The organism is Altererythrobacter lutimaris (assembly GCF_013371495.1).
Lineage (GTDB): Bacteria > Pseudomonadota > Alphaproteobacteria > Sphingomonadales > Sphingomonadaceae > Erythrobacter > Erythrobacter lutimaris_A.
The window spans coordinates 1,800,496-1,817,259 of sequence record NZ_JABWTA010000001.1 but is presented as its reverse complement, the minus strand read 5'-3'; the positions used below and the strand labels follow the sequence as shown (position 1 = coordinate 1,817,259).

The following is a 16,764-nucleotide window of genomic DNA, read 5'->3' as shown; positions in this document are numbered from 1 at the left end:
TCAACCGAATGGTCCGTTCAATTGGATCACTTGCCAATTGAGCGCGCCTGCAATCGAAACCCAAGCAAGATAAGGCACGAGCAGGATCGCAGCGAGCCGTGAAAACCGGCCGCAAAAGACTATCAAGACGGCAATCGAGGCCCATAAGATGCCGAGCTCAATCATCGCCCAGTCGGGGCGCTGCATCCTGAAGAATAACAGGCTCCAGAGGATATTGAGAAAGGCGTTTAACGCGAACAGGCTGATCACCCAGTCGGCTGCGCGTCCGTTTGGCGCTTTGGACCAAGCGGTAATGCCGGACATGGCCGTCAGTGCGAAGACTACCGTCCAGATGATCCCGAATGCAGGGCCAGGCGGTGTCCAATCAGGCTTTGCGAGGCTCTGATACCAAGGGCCGAGATCAGTGATCGTCGCGCCCAGCATTGCGACAGCAAGCGCCGCTACTGACGCGATAACAGCAGGAAAAATCCAGCCTCTATTCATACCTCAAGCGGCTCACAAATTACCGGGATGATCCCTCAACCGGACGCAAGCCTAGCAGATGCGCTGTGTCTTTCAAAAAGATCTTGATATGAGCCATTGGCTTGGCACGAACCAGACGTTTGTTCATATAGGCCTGCCAAGTGAGTTGCTGAACATCCTTGTCGGCACACATCTCGACAAAACGTTCGCGACGTTTGTCGCTCGAATACCAGAAGTATTGCATCATTCTTAGGATGAAGAACACCTTGCCATGTTCGCGCATAAAACGCTTGCGCGCCTTCTTGAGCGCGGCCGGATTGCCGCTTCTGACGAATTCGTGCGCTGCCTCAGCTACGATCCGCCCGCCCGTCATGGCGTAGTAAATTCCTTCGCCGGATGCAGGAGCAACGACGCCAGCAGCATCACCAGCGACAATCACGTCTCGGCCATTGTCCCACTTCTTGAGCGGTTTCAAAGGAATGGGCGCGCCTTCGCGCCGCACGGTTTCACACTGACGAAGCCCGAAATCATCGCGCATGGTTTGTACGGCGCCGCGCAAGGAGAAACCTTTGTTGGCGCTGCCGACGCCGACGCTGCTGGTCGAGCCGTGCGGAAAGATCCAAGCGTAAAAGTCAGGCGACAAATGCCCTTGGTAAAGGACATCGCAACGCGCCCCATCAAAGCCTTGCTCGGTCGTTTCAGGCGACTTGATCACTTCGTGATAGGCAAAGACGCAAGGCATCTTTTCTGCGTCAGGGATATTCTGCCGAGCAACAGCCGAGCGCGCACCATCAGCTCCGATAACCAGTTTTGCCCGCACAGACTTCATGTCCGACCAGCGGTCTTCGCGGTAATGCACGATCGGCCCGCCATTCCCGTCGCGCTCGATATGGTCAAATGTTCCAACGCGCCGCTCAGCGCCGGCCGCCTTGGCGCGCTCGCGCAGCCATTCATCGAAGACATCGCGGTCAACCATGCCGACGAAGCCCGTATCGCCGACGGGCATGTCAACGGCCCTGCCTGAGGGGGCGACCATCCGGGCTGAGCGGGCACGCGCGACCAAAAGCGAATGCGGCACATCGAAGTCTTCCAGCATGCGTGGAGGAACCGCGCCGCCGCATGGTTTGATCCGCCCATCGCGGTCCAGAAGCAAAACCTTGTGGCCTTGCCTCGCCAGATCACACGCCGCGGTTGCTCCGGCAGGGCCACCACCAACGACGACGATATCGAATTCTGGATTGCTCATGCCTTGGCTACCTCTGTTTGCGGTTCAATAGGTGGTTCTTGCGTTTGGTGTGGGTCGGCTGAGTCAGTGGTCAGCGCCTTGCTCGTGGCTCGCACTGCGAGGATTGCAGCGAGAACGAAAGCGACTGCTTCTGCTGCAAAAATGGTCTGGAAAGCAGCTGCATCCTGGCTTTGCGCTTGCCGCGCGATGTCGACACCGAGCGCGCCCAGCAAGCCGCCGAGGCCAAAGGCGATCGCTTGCGCTGCGCCCCATACGCCCATGCGTACGCCTTCGCGTGTGCGCTTGCCTGAACCGGCAAGTCCCATCATCGCGCCGATGGCTGCGACTGCAAAAGCGCCGTTGCAGAAACCCAGTGCAAAGACATTGGCTTTAAGCGGCCAGCCCGGACCATTTGCTGCAGCCATGACCAGCCCGACCAAAGCGAGGCCTGAACCCAAACACCCGGCGACGATCCAGTAACGAAGTTCTGACGGCAAACGTCCTCCGAATGCGCTTCCGCCGATACCCGTGACAATCATGCCGAGCAGCACGCCGCCATGTTGGATGCCGGCAAGTCCAGTGGACTCGCCTGGCGTCATCCCGAACACGAGCCCTGCGAACGGCTCAAGGATTAAGTCCTGCATAGAATAGGCGAGCATTGATACGAAGATGAAGGCGGTGAAGCGGCGCGCGGCTTTTTCTTCCCAGATCTCCTTTAAAGCTTCGCGAAAGTCGGGAGCTGGCTCGCTTTCGCGCTGATAACCTACCGGAAGCGATTGCTTCTCCAGCCCCCACATGGCGAGGATTGCCAAGAGAAATGCGCAGCCTGCAACTCCGCTTGCGACCAAGGCCAGGCGTTGCTCGGAAAAAGGATCAAGCACTTGGCTGGTGATGCCGGCGGACACCACAATGCCGGAAACCATCATGATCCATGTGGTGGCAGCAGCTGCCGCGCGGCGTTCTTTGCGGACGCCGGAAGCCAGCAAGGCCAGCACGGTCGTGCCGCCTGCGCCAACGCCAATGCCGATGAAGGTGAAGGCCACAATGGCGAGGATAAGCCCGCCAGTGAAATAGTGATCCATCATGATCGTGGCGTTCACCGCCATCAGCGCTCCGAGCACCAGAACAGAGATACCGCCGATCACCCATGGCGTTCTTGCCCGGCCTTTGTCTGATCCGTGACCCCAAATGGGGCGGGAAAGCTGGACAGCATAATGCCATGCGACAAGGCCTGCCGGGATGGCTGCAACTAAGCCGTATTCGACCACCATCACACGATTCAGCAGCGAAGTCGTCAGCATGACGATTGCGCCGATCGAGGCCTGGACCGCGCCGATCCGGATGATGCCGAACCAGCCAAATCCGAGTGGCTCTCGCGTCATGGCTGTGCTGGCCATCAGATATACCCTCCCAGGCCCAGAGCTGCAGCCATCATGCCGAGCACGTAGAGAGCAATACCGGCCGCATTATACCAAGGAGCGTATTGGGCCGGATCACGCAGCAAGCGCGGCATCGCAAAGCATTGCGCGATCAACAACGCGGACACGATGATCGCGGAGACACTCAGACCCCATTTCCATAGCAATCCGACGACAATCACTTGAGGCAAGGCCATCACCAGGCAAGCCAATCTCGCGGCTTTATCGACGCCCAACGTCACCGGCAGCGAGCGAAGACCGGTCTGCTCGTCACCTTCAACTGCTTTGAAATCGTTCAGAGTCATGATCCCGAAAGCCCCAAGGCTATAAAGAGCGAGTACGGTCAGAATTTCAGCGGAAGGCAGGCTTGCTGCCATTACCGCGGCACCCGTGAACCAGCTCAACCCTTCATAGGTAAAGCCGACCACAAGCGGACCTATCCAGCCGCTTTGCTTGAAGCGGAAGGGCGGCGCACTGTAGGCCCATGCCGCTGCCAGCCCGACGATCGTCGCGATCAGAACCCACTGGCCCATGCTTGCAGCAAGGATAATGGACAACGCAGTCCAGAGGATGGCTACGCGTAGGCCCCAAGTTCCTCCCACACGTCCGGACGGGATCGGGCGATGCGGCTCGTTAATCGCATCGACGTGACGGTCAAACCAGTCGTTTACAGCCTGGCTAGTGCCGCAGACCAGCGGTCCTGTGAGGGCCATTCCGGCAAGGATAAACAGCCAGTTAGCCAGCAGCGGTTCGCCCGAGGAGACGACGCCGCACACAAATGCCCAGATCGGCGGAAACCATGTGATGGGTTTGAGGAGCTCAAGTCCGTCCCGAAGCGCCGGCGCTGGCGCACGCGGAATCGAGACAGCCGAGCGTGACATACTGTCAGGCTATGCCTGACAGACGCTAGCGTCAAATTATTTTGACAGTTTATACTGTCAGGCGAGCCGAACGGCCGGCTAAGTCGTCAATCAATCCGTATCATCGGACAAATTTCCCAACCCGTAGCGATGCAGTTTGGAATAAAGGCTTTGCCGGCTGAGACCGAGAATTTCAGCAGCAGAAGCGCGGTTGTCCGATGTGTAATTGAGCGCAGCCTCGATGCAGAGGCGCTCAATCAAATCTGTACTCTCGCGCACAATCTCCTTGAGCGACATGCGCCCAACGAGTTCGGTCAACTGTTCGACGGAACGCGGCAAATCTTGCGTCGTAGGTGGCAGATCGCGCAGGCGCCGCGCAGTCGGGCGGATGACATAGCCTGTAAAGCGCTCATCTGAGCCAACTCTTACAGCAGAAAGCTCGACCGGCTCGCCATCGAAACTTTCGCTCGCTCCAACCACAGTGTTTACATTGCGCGCAACGCCTTGCTTGGCCAGTTGTCCGTCAATCAGGTCCAGATCAATGCCAGGCCTTCCAATCCAGTCGGACAACATATTGCCTTGGACCTGTTCGGCGCCCGCAGCACCAACCAGCTCGATAAATGATTGATTAGACGCGATAATACGGCCTTGCGTGTCAGTCATGGCAAAGGCGTCCGGCATGCTTTCGACAACGTCGAGCATGGTGGAAGTCTCACCGCTGAGAGTGGCTTCGCCGGTAAAGAGTCGGACCAACAGGAATTGTTGTCCGCGCTGTCTGAAGCCGGTTGCAGTCAGAGTGACTTCGCGTTCTCCGGCGTCGGTCGCTAGCGAGATCGGCGAGACTTTCTCAGAGACCAAGGCAGATCCCAGAAACGCGATGAGAGATTCCCGCTCGGAACGCTGAAACAGTCCGAGCAAGCGCTTGCCGGTAAGACTGCCCGGCCTCGCATCCAGCACACCGTAGGCTGCACCGTTCGCTTCGCGGACCTGATGATTGTCCGCGTCAACCACGAGAACAGCTTCAGAGGATTGCTCAAACAGGACACGATAACGCGTCTCGAGCTGGCGCAACCGCATGTAGTCGCGCTCAAGCGATTGCTGAGCTTGCAGCAGCTTCTGCTGCAATTGCGCGGCCTCTCGCATGTCGCGGCCAATCGCAATGTGCCGATCAGCTTCCGCGAGCGGTATGATCACATATTGGACTGTCAGATTGCTTTCAGTGTTAGCATGGTTCACTTGCCGCCAATGCTGGGATTGGCCTTTGCGCGCAGCGGCCAGCATTTCCATCGCTTTTGGTTTGCCCTCGACAGTTAAAGTGGAGGCAAAGTCTTGCCCGATCCAGCTGTCGAATTCCGGGTAGCGATCAGGATTGGCGCTGCCATCAATGATCTTGCCCGTGTCATCGAGAATAAACGCAATGTCCCCGGCGACCATCGCCAGCTTCGATGCGGCTTCGGCATCAAGCACGTCAAACAGCGCGGTAAAGTCCGCGAAAGGCTGCTTGTGTTCAATGATATGCTTTCGGGTAAGCAAGGGGGACCTTGTTGGTTAAGCAGTGGGAGAGGCGCTGGAATGCGTCTCGAGGACTATCCTTTCAGCAAGGGAAAGCGCGGATATTGCATCCGTTGCTGTCCCGTCGGCACCACATTGCTCAACCAATTCGGGATGGGCGTTGACCATCCGTCCTCCAATGATGACCTTTGTTGACGGGGATTTTGAAACACTTCGAATTGCCGTAATTATATCTGTTAGATTCGAGCTAAGACAATCACAGCTTATGGTCAATCCTACCACATCGTAGCTGTTGCCGGCGACGACCTTCAGCAATTCGCTGCGCTGAGGCTCGAGCAGCACTTCGCTGCGCCAGCCTGCTCGCGCGAAAACCTCTTCAACCATCAAGCTTCCGAAGCTGTGCGTTTCACCTGGGATGGGGGTAAGAAGGATCGACGGGGGATTGTCGCGCCCCTTTATTGTCCCTGGTGAAAGCCTTGCAGTCTCATGCATGACTTCCTGCAGGCGCCACAGGCCCATTGTGACGTCGAGGAAATCGCAGGCATCGGTTTCCCACAATTGCCCGAGTCGCCGGGCTGATGGAGCCAGTAAATCGACGAAAATCGATTCGGGACTGACCCCCCGATCGAGGAATGTTTGCACTTTTCCCATCAACTCATCCGCATCCGCGACAAGCGGAAGGGGCGCGAATCGAGCGGCTTCTGCCGGTTCAATGCTCGACTGAGTGTCGCGGATACCCTTGGTGTCACCCTTCTGATCGGATGAGTGGGCAACCATAAGCCGCGGTATAACCTCGCCTTCAATCAGGCTGGCTAGCGCATTTCCTTCCGCGTTACTCGGCGAAGCCTGCTGCGCATTACCATTTGATTCTGCAGCATTCTTTATGGATTTGTGCACGCGATCAGACACAGCAGGCGGTTGCCAGCCGTTCGGCCTCCCAGAATTCCTATCAGTCTGCGATGCCATCTCAGACACTCCCGTCTGTCAGCGGCGCGGATCGCGTCAAACAGGCAGCGCCTATTTGCGCGCCATGACAATGCCGTACGCCTATTCTGGTCTGCTGGCAAACTCCAAACTGTCAAGTAAAATTGTCGTCCAGAAAGATTGACACTTGGGTGTGTACAGGCGTAGGCCGCTTTTTGGGAGCCGACGGAGGTAGATACGTTTGGCATGAGAGGGGCGCAGGCCAGATCTCAGCTTACAGAAGCAAAGACAGGGCAGAACGCTCTGCCGAGAAACACGGATTGCCTAATCAGGGATCCCAAAGCGGTCGAAACTGCTTCCAGCAAACAGCTTTATACTGATGCGGAACGCGAACGGCGCGACGCGTCCAAATGGACTCTCGTCCAGGGCATCCTGGCTCCGGTTCAGTTCGTGATCTTCCTCGCCAGCCTTGGCCTGGTTCTGCGGTATCTGGCCACCGGCGATGGCATGTGGCTCGCTGATGCGTCCATCGTTGCCAAGACGCTCGCGCTTTACACAATTATGGTGACCGGAGCGATCTGGGAAAAAGATGTCTTCGGGCAATATCTGTTTGTGCCTGCATTCTTCTGGGAAGATGTCTTCTCCATGCTCGTGCTGGCATTGCACACAGCTTACCTCGTGATGCTGTTCGCGGGCTTGGGAAGCGCTGAGCATCGCATGTACATCGCACTTGCGGCCTATCTCGCTTACGTCATCAATGCTGGCCAGTTCTTGCTCAAGCTAAGAGCTGCGCGCCTTGAAGCGCCAAAAGCGCGTCCAACGGGCGAATTGGCGGTGCAGGGATGAGCGGCACGCTGACATCACCACCTATCGCAGTCGGCTGCAGCACAAATGTGGTGGAGCGTAACGAGCGCCCGATATTGCGCGAACGCGGACAGCGCGAGGTATTCTGCGGGCTGACAGGCATTATCTGGCTGCACCGCAAGATGCAGGACGCCTTCTTCCTTGTGGTTGGTTCAAGGACTTGCGCGCACCTGCTTCAATCGGCTGCAGGTGTGATGATCTTTGCAGAGCCTCGCTTTGCAACGGCGATCATTGAAGAGCGCGATCTTGCAGGCATGGCTGATTGTCAGGACGAGCTTGATCGCGTTGTCGATCAGCTGCTTGAGCGTCGTCCTGATATCAAGACGCTGTTCCTCGTCGGCTCCTGTCCATCTGAAGTCATCAAGATGGATCTGGCAAAGGCAGCGCAGCGGCTGGGCCGCGAACATGCCGGCACAGTGCGTATCCTCAACTACTCCGGCAGCGGGATCGAAACGACGTTTACTGAAGGCGAGGATGCTTGCTTGGCATCGCTAGTGCCGGAAATGCCCGCCGAATCCGCTGACGCTCAACCGTCGCTGTTGATGGTCGGATCGCTCCCGGATATTGTCGAAGATCAATTTCTTCGTCTTTTCGAAGAGCTCGGCATCAAGAATGTCGGCGTTCTCCCGGCGCGCAAGGCCTGCGACCTTCCTGCTGTTGGTCCCAACACACATTTCCTTCTCGCACAGCCTTTCCTTGGCGAAACGTCACGAGCGCTTGAGGATCGCAGTGCTATACGGCTCGAAGCGCTGTTCCCGTTCGGCGCTGAAGGCACGACAGCTTGGCTCAAGGCAGCAGCTGAAGCTTTCGGCGTGGATGAAATGCATTTTAACAGCGTGGTCGCGAAACCGCGTGAGCGCGCCAAACGGGCAATCGAGCACAGCCGCGCTCAACTGGAAGGCAAGCGGATTAGCTTCCTGCCGGATTCGCAATTGGAAGTGCCACTTGCGCGTTTTCTCGGCAATGAGCTCGGTATGGAGCCGTTGGAAGTGGGCACGCCTTATCTGCATCGCGGACTGCTTTCGCATGAGCTTAATGCGCTCCCGCAAAGCGTGCAGTTGTCCGAAGGTCAGCATGTGGACAAGCAGCTTGACCGGGTGCGCGAAGCCCGGCCTGATCTGACCGTTTGCGGGCTTGGTCTTGCGAACCCACTGGAAAGCGAAGGGCTTTCAACCAAGTGGGCGATCGAGCTCGTCTTCTCTCCAATCCACGGCTTTGAACAAGCAGGCGATCTGGCGGAATTGTTCGCTCGTCCGCTGCGCCGCCGCGACGTGTTGGAGGTGTAGAGCGATGCAGCTTTCAGTCTGGACATATGAAGGCCCGCCCCATGTTGGGGCCATGCGCGTCGCGACTGGCATGGAAGGCATGCATTACCTCCTGCACGCGCCGCAGGGTGACACCTATGCCGATCTGCTGTTCACGATGATCGAACGGCGCGGCAAGCGGCCTCCGGTCACTTACACAACATTCCAGGCGCGTGATCTTGGCAAAGACACGGCACAGTTGTTTCAGGACGCTGCAGCTGATTGCCTTGAACGGTACAAGCCTGACGCACTGATGGTGGGTGCGTCTTGCACCGCTGAATTGATCCAGGACGATCCAGCAGGTCTGGCAGAAGCTATGCGGCTCGAGTGTCCGGTTATTCCGCTTGAGCTGCCGAGCTATCAGCGCAAAGAGAATTGGGGCGCGTCGGAAAGCTTCTATCAGATTGTCCGGCATCTGGCTGACAAGGATGTCGTGCGCACCGCGCCTGATGGCAGGCGCCCGATGGTCAATATCCTTGGCCCGTCAGCGCTCGGATTTCGCCACCGCGATGATGTGATCGAAGTCGAAAAGATCCTCAGCAAGCTTGGTGTGGACGTCAATTTCGTCGCGCCTTTGGGCGCTTCACCGCACGATATCCGTGAGATTGGCCAAGCGGACTTCAATATCGTGCTCTATCCCGAGATCGGAGACGAAGCAGCGCGCTGGCTGGAACGCGAATTCAACCAACCGGCAGTACGCGTCGTTCCCATTGGCGTAGGTGCAACGCGCGAGTTCATTAGAGCTGTCGCTGCTCTTGCAGGGGTCGATCCGGCGCTTGCGCTCGATGATGATGGTTCGCGCATGCCTTGGTGGAGCCGTTCTGTCGATTCGACCTATCTGACGGGCAAACGGGTCTTTGTATTTGGCGATGCCACGCACGCAGTGGCGGCAGCCCGGATCGCCGTCGAAGAACTTGGCTTCGAGCTGGTAGGGCTTGGTTGCTACAACCGCGAATTCGCCCGCGACGTTCGCGCTGCAGCAAAGAAATACGGTGTCGAGCCGCTGATTACCGACGACCATCTGGAAGTCGAACGCGCGATTGCTGATACATCGCCAGAGCTCGTCCTTGGCACTCAGATGGAGCGTCACATTGCCAAGCGGCTGGGAATGGCTTGTGCGGTCATTTCTTCACCTGTCCATGTGCAGGATTTCCCTGCGCGGCATTCTCCGCAAATGGGTTTTGAAGGCGCAAATGTGATCTTCGACACTTGGGTTCATCCGCTGGTGATGGGGCTTGAAGAGCACTTGCTCACAATGTTCCGCGAAGACTTCGAGTTTTCCGACGAAGCCGGCCCCTCGCATCACGCAGCGCATTCACCGAAAATGCCTGCGAATGACAGCGCAGAGCCTGCCCCCGTCGATGTCGTGGCGACAGCCGATGGCTCACTTTGGACGGCGGAAGCCGAGCGCGAGCTAAAGAAAATCCCGTTCTTCGTGCGCGGTAAGGCGCGTCGCAACACGGAAGCATATGCCGCTCAGGAAGGACGGCCAGAGATCGATCTCGCCACATTGTACGATGCAAAGGCGCATTATGCCCGGTAGCAGCTTTTTCCCTAATGTGCGTGTCGTGATCGTCACGCTGGACAACCACCTTAAAGGGGCGGTTGAGCGAGCGAGCGCGACGCTACGGGATCAGAAGATCACGCTTGATCTGCATGCAGCAGCTGACTGGGATCGCGATGAAGCAGCTTTAGAGGCGGCCAAGGCAGACATCGCAAAAGCCGACATCATCATTGCGACGATGCTGTTTCTCGATGATCACATCCGCGCCATTCTGCCCGCACTGGAAGAGCGCCGTGAGGATTGCGACGCGATCCTCGGGCTGATGTCCGCTGGCGAAGTCGTCAAGCTGACGAAGCTTGGCAATTACCGCATGGATGCACCGAGCAACGGCCCGCTAGCACTGCTTAAGCGGCTGCGCGGATCGAAAAAGGCAGGGGCAAGCTCTGGTGCGGGGCAGATGAAGATGCTGCGCCGCTTGCCAAAAATCCTTCGGTTCATACCGGGCACTGCGCAGGATGTGCGGGCTTACTTCCTCACTTTGCAATATTGGCTGGCGGGTTCGGAAGAGAATGTCGTTGCGATGGTGCGCGCATTGATTGACCGTTACGCCGCTGGAGACCGGCTCGCTCGGCGCGGACATACGAAAGCTCAGCCGCCGCTCGAATACCCTGAAAACGGTGTCTACCACCCGAGCAAGGATCAACGCATTTCAGAAAGCCTTCGCTTGCTTCAGCGCAAGAAAGGCAAGCACGGCACAGTCGGGTTGATCCTGTTGCGATCTTACCTGCTTGGCAATGATGCAGGCCATTACGATGGCGTTATCAAAGCGATGGAAGCGGAAGGGCTAAAGGTTATTCCGGCTTTTGCGAGCGGACTTGATGCGCGCCCTGCGGTCGAACAATTCTTCATGAAAGACGGCAAGTCGACGGTCGATGCGGTCGTCAATTTGACAGGTTTCTCGCTCGTTGGGGGCCCCGCTTACAGCGACACGGAAGCGGCGAGCAACATGCTGGCAGAGCTTGATGTGCCGTATATTGCAGCGCACGCATTGGAATTCCAGTCGATCGAAGAATGGCGGGACCGGCATCAGGGCTTGCTGCCGATTGAAGCGACCATGATGGTTTCCTTGCCGGAACTGGATGGCTCAGCCGTCCCTAGCGTTTTTGGCGGGCGCATTGATGGCAAAGACGGTCATTGCACGGGTTGCGAGCGGCGGTGCAAAGTCGAGAGTTCAAGCAATGTGCGCGCGATGCAAAGCTGCCCCGAACGCGCAGAAGCATTGGCTGCGAAGACGCTCAAACTTATCCAGCTTCGCAAGGCTGAGCGCGCAAATCGCAAGCTCGCTTTGGTCATTTTCAACTTCCCTCCCAATGCCGGCGCAACCGGCACAGCAGCATTCCTCGCTGTATTTGAATCGCTTCACGCAACGCTTCTTCGCTTGGCGGCAGAAGGGTATGATGTTGAAGTTCCAGAGAGCGTCGACGCTCTGCGCGATGCGATCCTTGGCGGCAATTCAGAGCGGTTTGGTACGGACGCCAATGTCGCTGCACGGATCAGCGCAGACGACTATGTGCGTCAGCAGCCGCATCTCGATGAAATAGAAGCGCAGTGGGGGCCAGCCCCTGGCAAACTCCAGTCCGACGGGTCGCATATCCAGGTCCTGGGCGCTCACTTTGGCAATGTCTTTGTCGGTGTGCAGCCCGGCTTTGGCTATGAAGGCGATCCAATGCGCTTGCTGTTCGACGGTGACTTTGCGCCGACACACGCTTTCGCAGCATTCTACAGCTGGATCCGCAATGAATTCGGTGCGCATGCTGCAGTGCATTTTGGCACGCATGGCGCGCTAGAATTCATGCCGGGCAAGCAAGCCGGTCTGTCAGGCGATTGCTGGCCTGAGCGGCTGCTAGGCGATCTGCCCAACTACTATCTTTATGCGTCGAACAATCCGACGGAGGGGCTGGTTGCCAAGCGTCGTTCGTCTGCAAGCCTGATCAGCTATCTGACCCCGCCTTTGGCGCAGGCCGGCCTCTACAAAGGGTTCGCTGAGCTCAAAGCGAGTGTCGATCGGTGGCGCAGCACCGAAGCGGGCGAAGAGCGCGATAGCCTTGCAGAGCTGATCGCTGATCAGTGCGAGATTCTGGATATCGAGCTTAAGGATATCGCGACCTTGCATGGCGATCTCTACGAGCTTGAGCAGACACTGATCCCGCATGGCCTGCATGTCTTCGGCGCGCAGGCGCAAGGCGAAGAACGTGACGGTCTGCTCGATGCGATGGAGCAGGCTGATCCTGATGCGGATCGCGAGGCGCTAAGCGAGCTGCTCGATAGCTGCGATGAAATGGGTGCGCTCATTCATGCGCTCGATGGCACATATACGCGGCCAGCGCCGGGCGGTGACCTGCTCGCCAATCCTGAAGTGCTGCCCACGGGGCGCAATATTCACGGCTTCGACCCGTTCCGCATTCCGTCGCGATTTGCCTGCGAAGAAGGTGCCAAACAGGCTGACCAGCTGATCGAGCGTCATGTCGCAAGCGGCGCTCCTTTCCCTGAAAGCCTCGCTATGGTGCTGTGGGGCACCGACAATATGAAGAGCGAAGGCGTGCAGATAGCACAAGCCATGCGTTTGATCGGTGCGCGTCCGCGGCTCGATACCTATGGCCGATTGGCTGGGGCTGAGCTTATTCCACTGGAGGAGCTTGGCCGTCCACGCATCGACGTAGTCATGACGCTCTCGGGCATTTTCCGCGATCTCTTGCCGCTCCAGTCTCGCATGCTGGCAGAGGCGGCATTGCTGGCTTCGCAAGCGCAAGAGCCGGACGAGATGAACTTCGTGCGCAAGCATACGCTCACGCATCAACAGACGCACGAGTGCGATCTTGAGACAGCTGCTTTGCGTGTGTTCTCGAATAATGAGGGCGCATATGGCGCCAATGTCAATCAGCTGATCGACGGCGGGGTTTGGGCTGATCCTGACGAACTCGCGAATTCATTCGAGACCCAAAAAGGCTATGCTTACGGCGTGTCCGGTCAGCCGGTTCAGCAGCGCGAGATGCTGCGCAGCGCGCTCGCAGACGTAGAGTTCACCTATCAGAATCTCGAAAGCGTCGAAGTCGGTATTACCGATCTTGATCAATATGTTGATGGGCTGGGCGGCATCAGCCGCTCTGTCGCGCGCGCTCGCGGCGAGGATGCACCTGTCTATATCGTCGATGCGACGCAAGGGAACGCGAAGGTTCGGACGCTTGCGGAGCAAATCGATCTCGAGACCCGCACGCGCACGCTCAACCCGAAATGGTTTGAAGGCATGCTCAAACACGGCTTTGAAGGGGTGCGTGCCATCGAAGGCCATGTGACGAACACCATGGGCTGGTCTGCGACGACCGGTCAGGTCGCGCCCTGGGTCTACCAGCAGATCAGCAACACTTTCGTGCTCGATGAAGCGATGCGCGAGCGTTTGGCGGAGCTAAATCCCAAGAGCTCGGCACGTGTTGCAAACCGTTTGCTCGAAGCATGCGAACGCCGGCTGTGGGAGCCGGATGATGAAACATTGGAAGCCCTTCAAGCAGCCAGCGACGAGCTGGAAGACCGCCTGGAAGGCGTGGTCGCGGCCAAATGATCGGCCAGAGAGGAATAGAAACGCCATGAACCTGCTCGATCCCAAGACCCGCTTCAGCCAGCCTGATGGCGAGGGCTCCGTTCAAGTGCAGCTCGATCCGCGCGACGAGATCAAAGGCGCCAAGGTGTTTGCGGTCTATGGCAAAGGCGGCATCGGAAAATCCACGACGTCTTCGAACCTGTCTGCGGCGTTTTCCAAGCTTGGCCATCGCGTGCTGCAGATCGGTTGCGATCCCAAGCACGATTCGACTTTTACGCTGACAAAGAAGCTGATGCCGACAGTGATCGACGTGCTGGAAACGGTTGAGTTTCACTCTGAAGAGCTGCGTCCTGAAGACTATATGTTCGAAGGCTATAACGGCGTGATGTGCGTTGAAGCAGGCGGCCCGCCGGCAGGTACAGGCTGCGGCGGCTATGTCGTGGGTCAAACCGTCAAACTGCTCAAGCAGCATCACTTGCTCGAAGACACCGATGTGGTGATCTTCGACGTACTGGGTGACGTTGTCTGCGGCGGTTTTGCAGCTCCGTTACAGCATGCCGAGCGCGCTCTGGTGGTCGCTGCAAACGACTTTGACAGCATCTTCGCGATGAACCGTATCGTCGCGGCCATCGGTGCGAAAGCGAAGAATTACGACGTGCGCCTTGCTGGCGTTGTCGCAAACCGTAGTCGTGAGACCGACGAGATTGACCGTTTCAGCGATGCCATCGGCATGAAGCGTCTCGCGCACTTCCAAGATCTGGATGCGATCCGTCGCAGCCGCCTCAAGAAATGCACTCTGTTTGAAATGGAAGAGTCGCCGGAAGTCCTCGCAGCGCAGATGGAATACATCCGACTGGCTCAGCTGCTCTGGGACGGAGTTGATCCCCTCGAAGCGAATCCGATGAAGGATCGCGATATCTTTGATTTCCTGGGGTTCGAGTGATGGCGACACACGCACCCGATCCTTTCCACTCGACGCAATATGGCATGCAGCGTGACAAGCTTGCGGCCTATTTTGACGACACTGCGCGCGAGGCTTGGATTGACCTTACCTCGGACGCAAGAGTCAGCGGAATTCGCGCGACTGTGCGGGCGGGACGAGAAGAAATGCGCGGCATTCTCTTATCCATGCTGCCCACCGACATGCGCCGCATGAAGCTGCTCGATGCAGGCTGCGGTACGGGTGCGCTGGCTGTTGAAGCGGCGTTTCGCGGAGCAGAAATTACCGCCGTCGATATTGCAAGCGGTCTGGTGGATATTGCTCGTGAGCGCGCACCGCAATTCCTTGGCCACGGCAAGATTGACTGGCAGGCAGGCGATTTCCTCAACGCAGATCTGGGCGATTTCGACCACATCGTATTGATGGATTCGCTGATCCATTATCAGCTAGAAGACATGGTCGCAGCTCTTGGCGCGTTGACTGAGCGCTGTTCTGCCTCAATCGCTTTTACATTCGCACCACACACAAAGATGTTGGGCGCGATGCACAAAGTCGGGAAGTTCTTTCCGCGCAGTGATCGATCGCCTGCAATTGTGCCGATTGCTGAAGGCCGGCTGCGCCAAGCGCTTGCTCAAATGGACGGCTGGGTGATCGGCCGTAGCCAGCGTGTTTCCAGCGGCTTTTATACGTCTCACGCGATGCAATTGGTGAGGTGCTGATGGCGGCTGGCGAGCCTTTCTCTGCACGGTGGAGCCGGATAGCGATGTCCTGGCTGCCCTTTGCGGATGCGGCGAGCATTGATTTGCCGCTGTCGCAATTGCTGCGGCTCGCTCTGTTTCAAGTGAGCGTCGGCATGGCGACTGTGCTCCTGAATGGCACGCTTAACCGGGTCATGATTGTTGAGCTCGGCACGCCGGCCTGGCTCGTCGCTGCGATGATTGCGCTCCCGTTGGTGATCGCGCCTTTCCGCGCCTTGATCGGTCATCGCTCTGACAATCACCGTTCTGTACTCGGATGGCGTCGCGTGCCTTACATCTGGTTCGGCACGACCATGCAGTTTGGCGGCCTTGCGATCATGCCGTTTGCGCTGATCTTGCTGAGCGGACCTGCAACATTCCCATTGGGTGTCGGCGCGAGCGCCTTTGCCTTCATTCTGACAGGCGCAGGCATTCATGTGACGCAGACCGCTGGTCTTGCGCTTGCGACTGACCTTGCACCGCCTGACAAGCGTCCGCGGGCAGTAGCATTGCTCTATGTCATGCTGCTCGTGGGAATGATGTTCGCAGCCTTCGTGATGGGCGGCCTGCTTGTTGACTACACGCACACCAGACTGGTGCAGGTCATCCAGGGCGCTGCTGCGCTTACCTTCATTTTCAATCTGATCGCGCTTTGGAAACAGGAAGCGCGCCGTCCGGAATTCACCAATCGTGATGATCCGCGCCCTGATTTCTCGACTGAGTGGAAAGCGTTCACAAGCGATCCGCAAACCCGCCGGATGCTTGTGGCAATCGGCTTGGGCGCTGGCGCTTTTGCCATGCAAGACGCATTGCTTGAGCCTTATGGCGGCGAGATACTCTCTCTATCAGTCGGCGCGACGACGAGCCTGACCGGCGGTTGGGCGCTTGGCACTCTGCTTGGTTTCGCGCTTGCGGGAAGCATGCTTTCCAAAGGCTTCCGGGCATTGCGAATCGCTGGATACGGCCTTGCTGTCGGCGTACTCGCATTTCTTCTTATAATGTTCGCAGCGCCGCTGGAGCTAGCCATTTTGCTGGCTTTCGGCGCGCTCGCAATCGGGTTTGGTAATGGCCTTTTTGCAGTCGGCTCTCTGGTTGCTGTCATGGCTCTATCGCGAGGCGGTTCGTCCGGTATCGCGTTAGGCGCATGGGGAGCGGTCCAGGCGACCTGCGCTGGCATTGCCATTCTGGTCGGCGGCATCCTGCGCGATGTCGTCGCCTATTTCGCGCTCAGCGATGCGCTGGGCACCACACTGGCAACACGCGCCTCTGGTTATGGCGCGGTCTATTTTCTCGAAATCCTGCTCTTGTTGGCGACGCTGATAGTGATCGGTCCGCTGGTCGGGCGCGAGCAGCCTGACGAGAATACAAGCGAGCAAGACCCGTTTGGGCTTGCTGAATTCCCAACTTGAGTTTGCGGGA

The 16,764-nt window shown here is 57.8% G+C and carries 13 protein-coding genes; 7 read left to right on the top strand and 6 right to left on the bottom strand.

Annotated features, from left to right (window positions below; translation table 11 throughout):
- The 6 genes from HUO12_RS08725 to HUO12_RS08700 form a co-directional block, all read right to left on the bottom strand.
- On the bottom strand, positions 1–483 hold the full coding sequence (locus HUO12_RS08725; protein ID WP_176273192.1) for a TspO/MBR family protein: 483 nt from the start codon (positions 481–483) through the stop codon (positions 1–3).
- Positions 484–502: 19 nt separating this feature from the next.
- Entirely contained in the window at positions 503–1,708 is a 1,206-nt protein-coding gene (locus HUO12_RS08720) for a geranylgeranyl diphosphate reductase (RefSeq protein WP_176273191.1), read from the bottom strand.
- Positions 1,705–3,084: a BCD family MFS transporter gene (locus HUO12_RS08715; RefSeq protein ID WP_232367349.1), complete on the bottom strand. Its 1,380-nt coding sequence runs from the start codon at positions 3,082–3,084 to the stop codon at positions 1,705–1,707. Before HUO12_RS08715 ends, HUO12_RS08720 begins: the two co-directional genes overlap by 4 nt.
- A complete protein-coding gene (gene chlG / locus HUO12_RS08710; RefSeq protein WP_176273190.1) occupies positions 3,084–3,986 on the bottom strand; it encodes a chlorophyll synthase ChlG in 903 nt (300 codons plus the stop codon). Before chlG ends, HUO12_RS08715 begins: the two co-directional genes overlap by 1 nt.
- Positions 3,987–4,076: 90 nt before the next feature.
- Positions 4,077–5,498: a transcriptional regulator PpsR gene (gene ppsR / locus HUO12_RS08705; protein ID WP_176273189.1), complete on the bottom strand. Its 1,422-nt coding sequence runs from the start codon at positions 5,496–5,498 to the stop codon at positions 4,077–4,079.
- A gap of 15 nt (positions 5,499–5,513) precedes the next feature.
- Positions 5,514–6,443, bottom strand: a complete 930-nt coding sequence (locus tag HUO12_RS08700) for a cobalamin B12-binding domain-containing protein (RefSeq protein WP_232367348.1) — start codon at positions 6,441–6,443, stop codon at positions 5,514–5,516.
- 204 nt (positions 6,444–6,647) lie between these two features.
- Between HUO12_RS08700 and bchF the strand changes: the two genes are divergently transcribed.
- The 7 genes from bchF to HUO12_RS08665 are packed head-to-tail and all read left to right on the top strand — an operon-like array spanning position 6,648 to position 16,754.
- Positions 6,648–7,247 (top strand): 2-vinyl bacteriochlorophyllide hydratase, encoded by a 600-nt coding sequence (gene bchF / locus HUO12_RS08695; protein WP_176273188.1) that lies wholly within the window; start codon positions 6,648–6,650, stop codon positions 7,245–7,247.
- Positions 7,244–8,551, top strand: a complete 1,308-nt coding sequence (locus tag HUO12_RS08690) for a ferredoxin:protochlorophyllide reductase (ATP-dependent) subunit N (RefSeq protein WP_176273187.1) — start codon at positions 7,244–7,246, stop codon at positions 8,549–8,551. The genes bchF and HUO12_RS08690 overlap by 4 nt, the downstream gene beginning before the upstream one ends.
- 4 nt (positions 8,552–8,555) lie before the next feature.
- Positions 8,556–10,112, top strand: a complete 1,557-nt coding sequence (gene bchB, locus HUO12_RS08685) for a ferredoxin:protochlorophyllide reductase (ATP-dependent) subunit B (protein WP_176273186.1) — start codon at positions 8,556–8,558, stop codon at positions 10,110–10,112.
- Positions 10,102–13,689, top strand: coding sequence for a magnesium chelatase subunit H (locus tag HUO12_RS08680; protein ID WP_176273185.1), 3,588 nt, complete (start codon positions 10,102–10,104; stop codon positions 13,687–13,689). Before bchB ends, HUO12_RS08680 begins: the two co-directional genes overlap by 11 nt.
- 25 nt (positions 13,690–13,714) lie before the next feature.
- Positions 13,715–14,611, top strand: a complete 897-nt coding sequence (bchL, locus tag HUO12_RS08675) for a ferredoxin:protochlorophyllide reductase (ATP-dependent) iron-sulfur ATP-binding protein (protein ID WP_176273184.1) — start codon at positions 13,715–13,717, stop codon at positions 14,609–14,611.
- On the top strand, positions 14,611–15,327 hold the full coding sequence (gene bchM / locus HUO12_RS08670) for a magnesium protoporphyrin IX methyltransferase (protein WP_176273183.1): 717 nt from the start codon (positions 14,611–14,613) through the stop codon (positions 15,325–15,327). The genes bchL and bchM overlap by 1 nt, the downstream gene beginning before the upstream one ends.
- A 44-nt stretch (positions 15,328–15,371) precedes the next feature.
- Complete coding sequence (locus HUO12_RS08665) at positions 15,372–16,754, top strand: BCD family MFS transporter (RefSeq protein WP_232367347.1); 1,383 nt, start codon at positions 15,372–15,374, stop codon at positions 16,752–16,754.
- Positions 16,755–16,764 lie beyond the last annotated feature (10 nt).

Bases quoted from the DNA above. Each gene is read 5' to 3' on its own strand.
- HUO12_RS08715 (WP_232367349.1), bottom strand. From the start codon at position 3,084: ATGGCCAGCACAGCCATGACGCGAGAGCCACTCGGATTTGGCTGGTTC.
- HUO12_RS08665 (WP_232367347.1), top strand. From the start codon at position 15,372: ATGTCCTGGCTGCCCTTTGCGGATGCGGCGAGCATTGATTTGCCGCTG.
- HUO12_RS08720 (WP_176273191.1), bottom strand. From the start codon at position 1,708: ATGAGCAATCCAGAATTCGATATCGTCGTCGTTGGTGGTGGCCCTGCC.
- HUO12_RS08725 (WP_176273192.1), bottom strand. From the start codon at position 483: ATGAATAGAGGCTGGATTTTTCCTGCTGTTATCGCGTCAGTAGCGGCG.
- bchM (WP_176273183.1), top strand. From the start codon at position 14,611: ATGGCGACACACGCACCCGATCCTTTCCACTCGACGCAATATGGCATG.
- bchF (WP_176273188.1), top strand. From the start codon at position 6,648: ATGAGAGGGGCGCAGGCCAGATCTCAGCTTACAGAAGCAAAGACAGGG.
- bchL (WP_176273184.1), top strand. From the start codon at position 13,715: ATGAACCTGCTCGATCCCAAGACCCGCTTCAGCCAGCCTGATGGCGAG.
- HUO12_RS08680 (WP_176273185.1), top strand. From the start codon at position 10,102: ATGCCCGGTAGCAGCTTTTTCCCTAATGTGCGTGTCGTGATCGTCACG.
- bchB (WP_176273186.1), top strand. From the start codon at position 8,556: ATGCAGCTTTCAGTCTGGACATATGAAGGCCCGCCCCATGTTGGGGCC.
- chlG (WP_176273190.1), bottom strand. From the start codon at position 3,986: ATGTCACGCTCGGCTGTCTCGATTCCGCGTGCGCCAGCGCCGGCGCTT.
- HUO12_RS08690 (WP_176273187.1), top strand. From the start codon at position 7,244: ATGAGCGGCACGCTGACATCACCACCTATCGCAGTCGGCTGCAGCACA.
- HUO12_RS08700 (WP_232367348.1), bottom strand. From the start codon at position 6,443: ATGGCATCGCAGACTGATAGGAATTCTGGGAGGCCGAACGGCTGGCAA.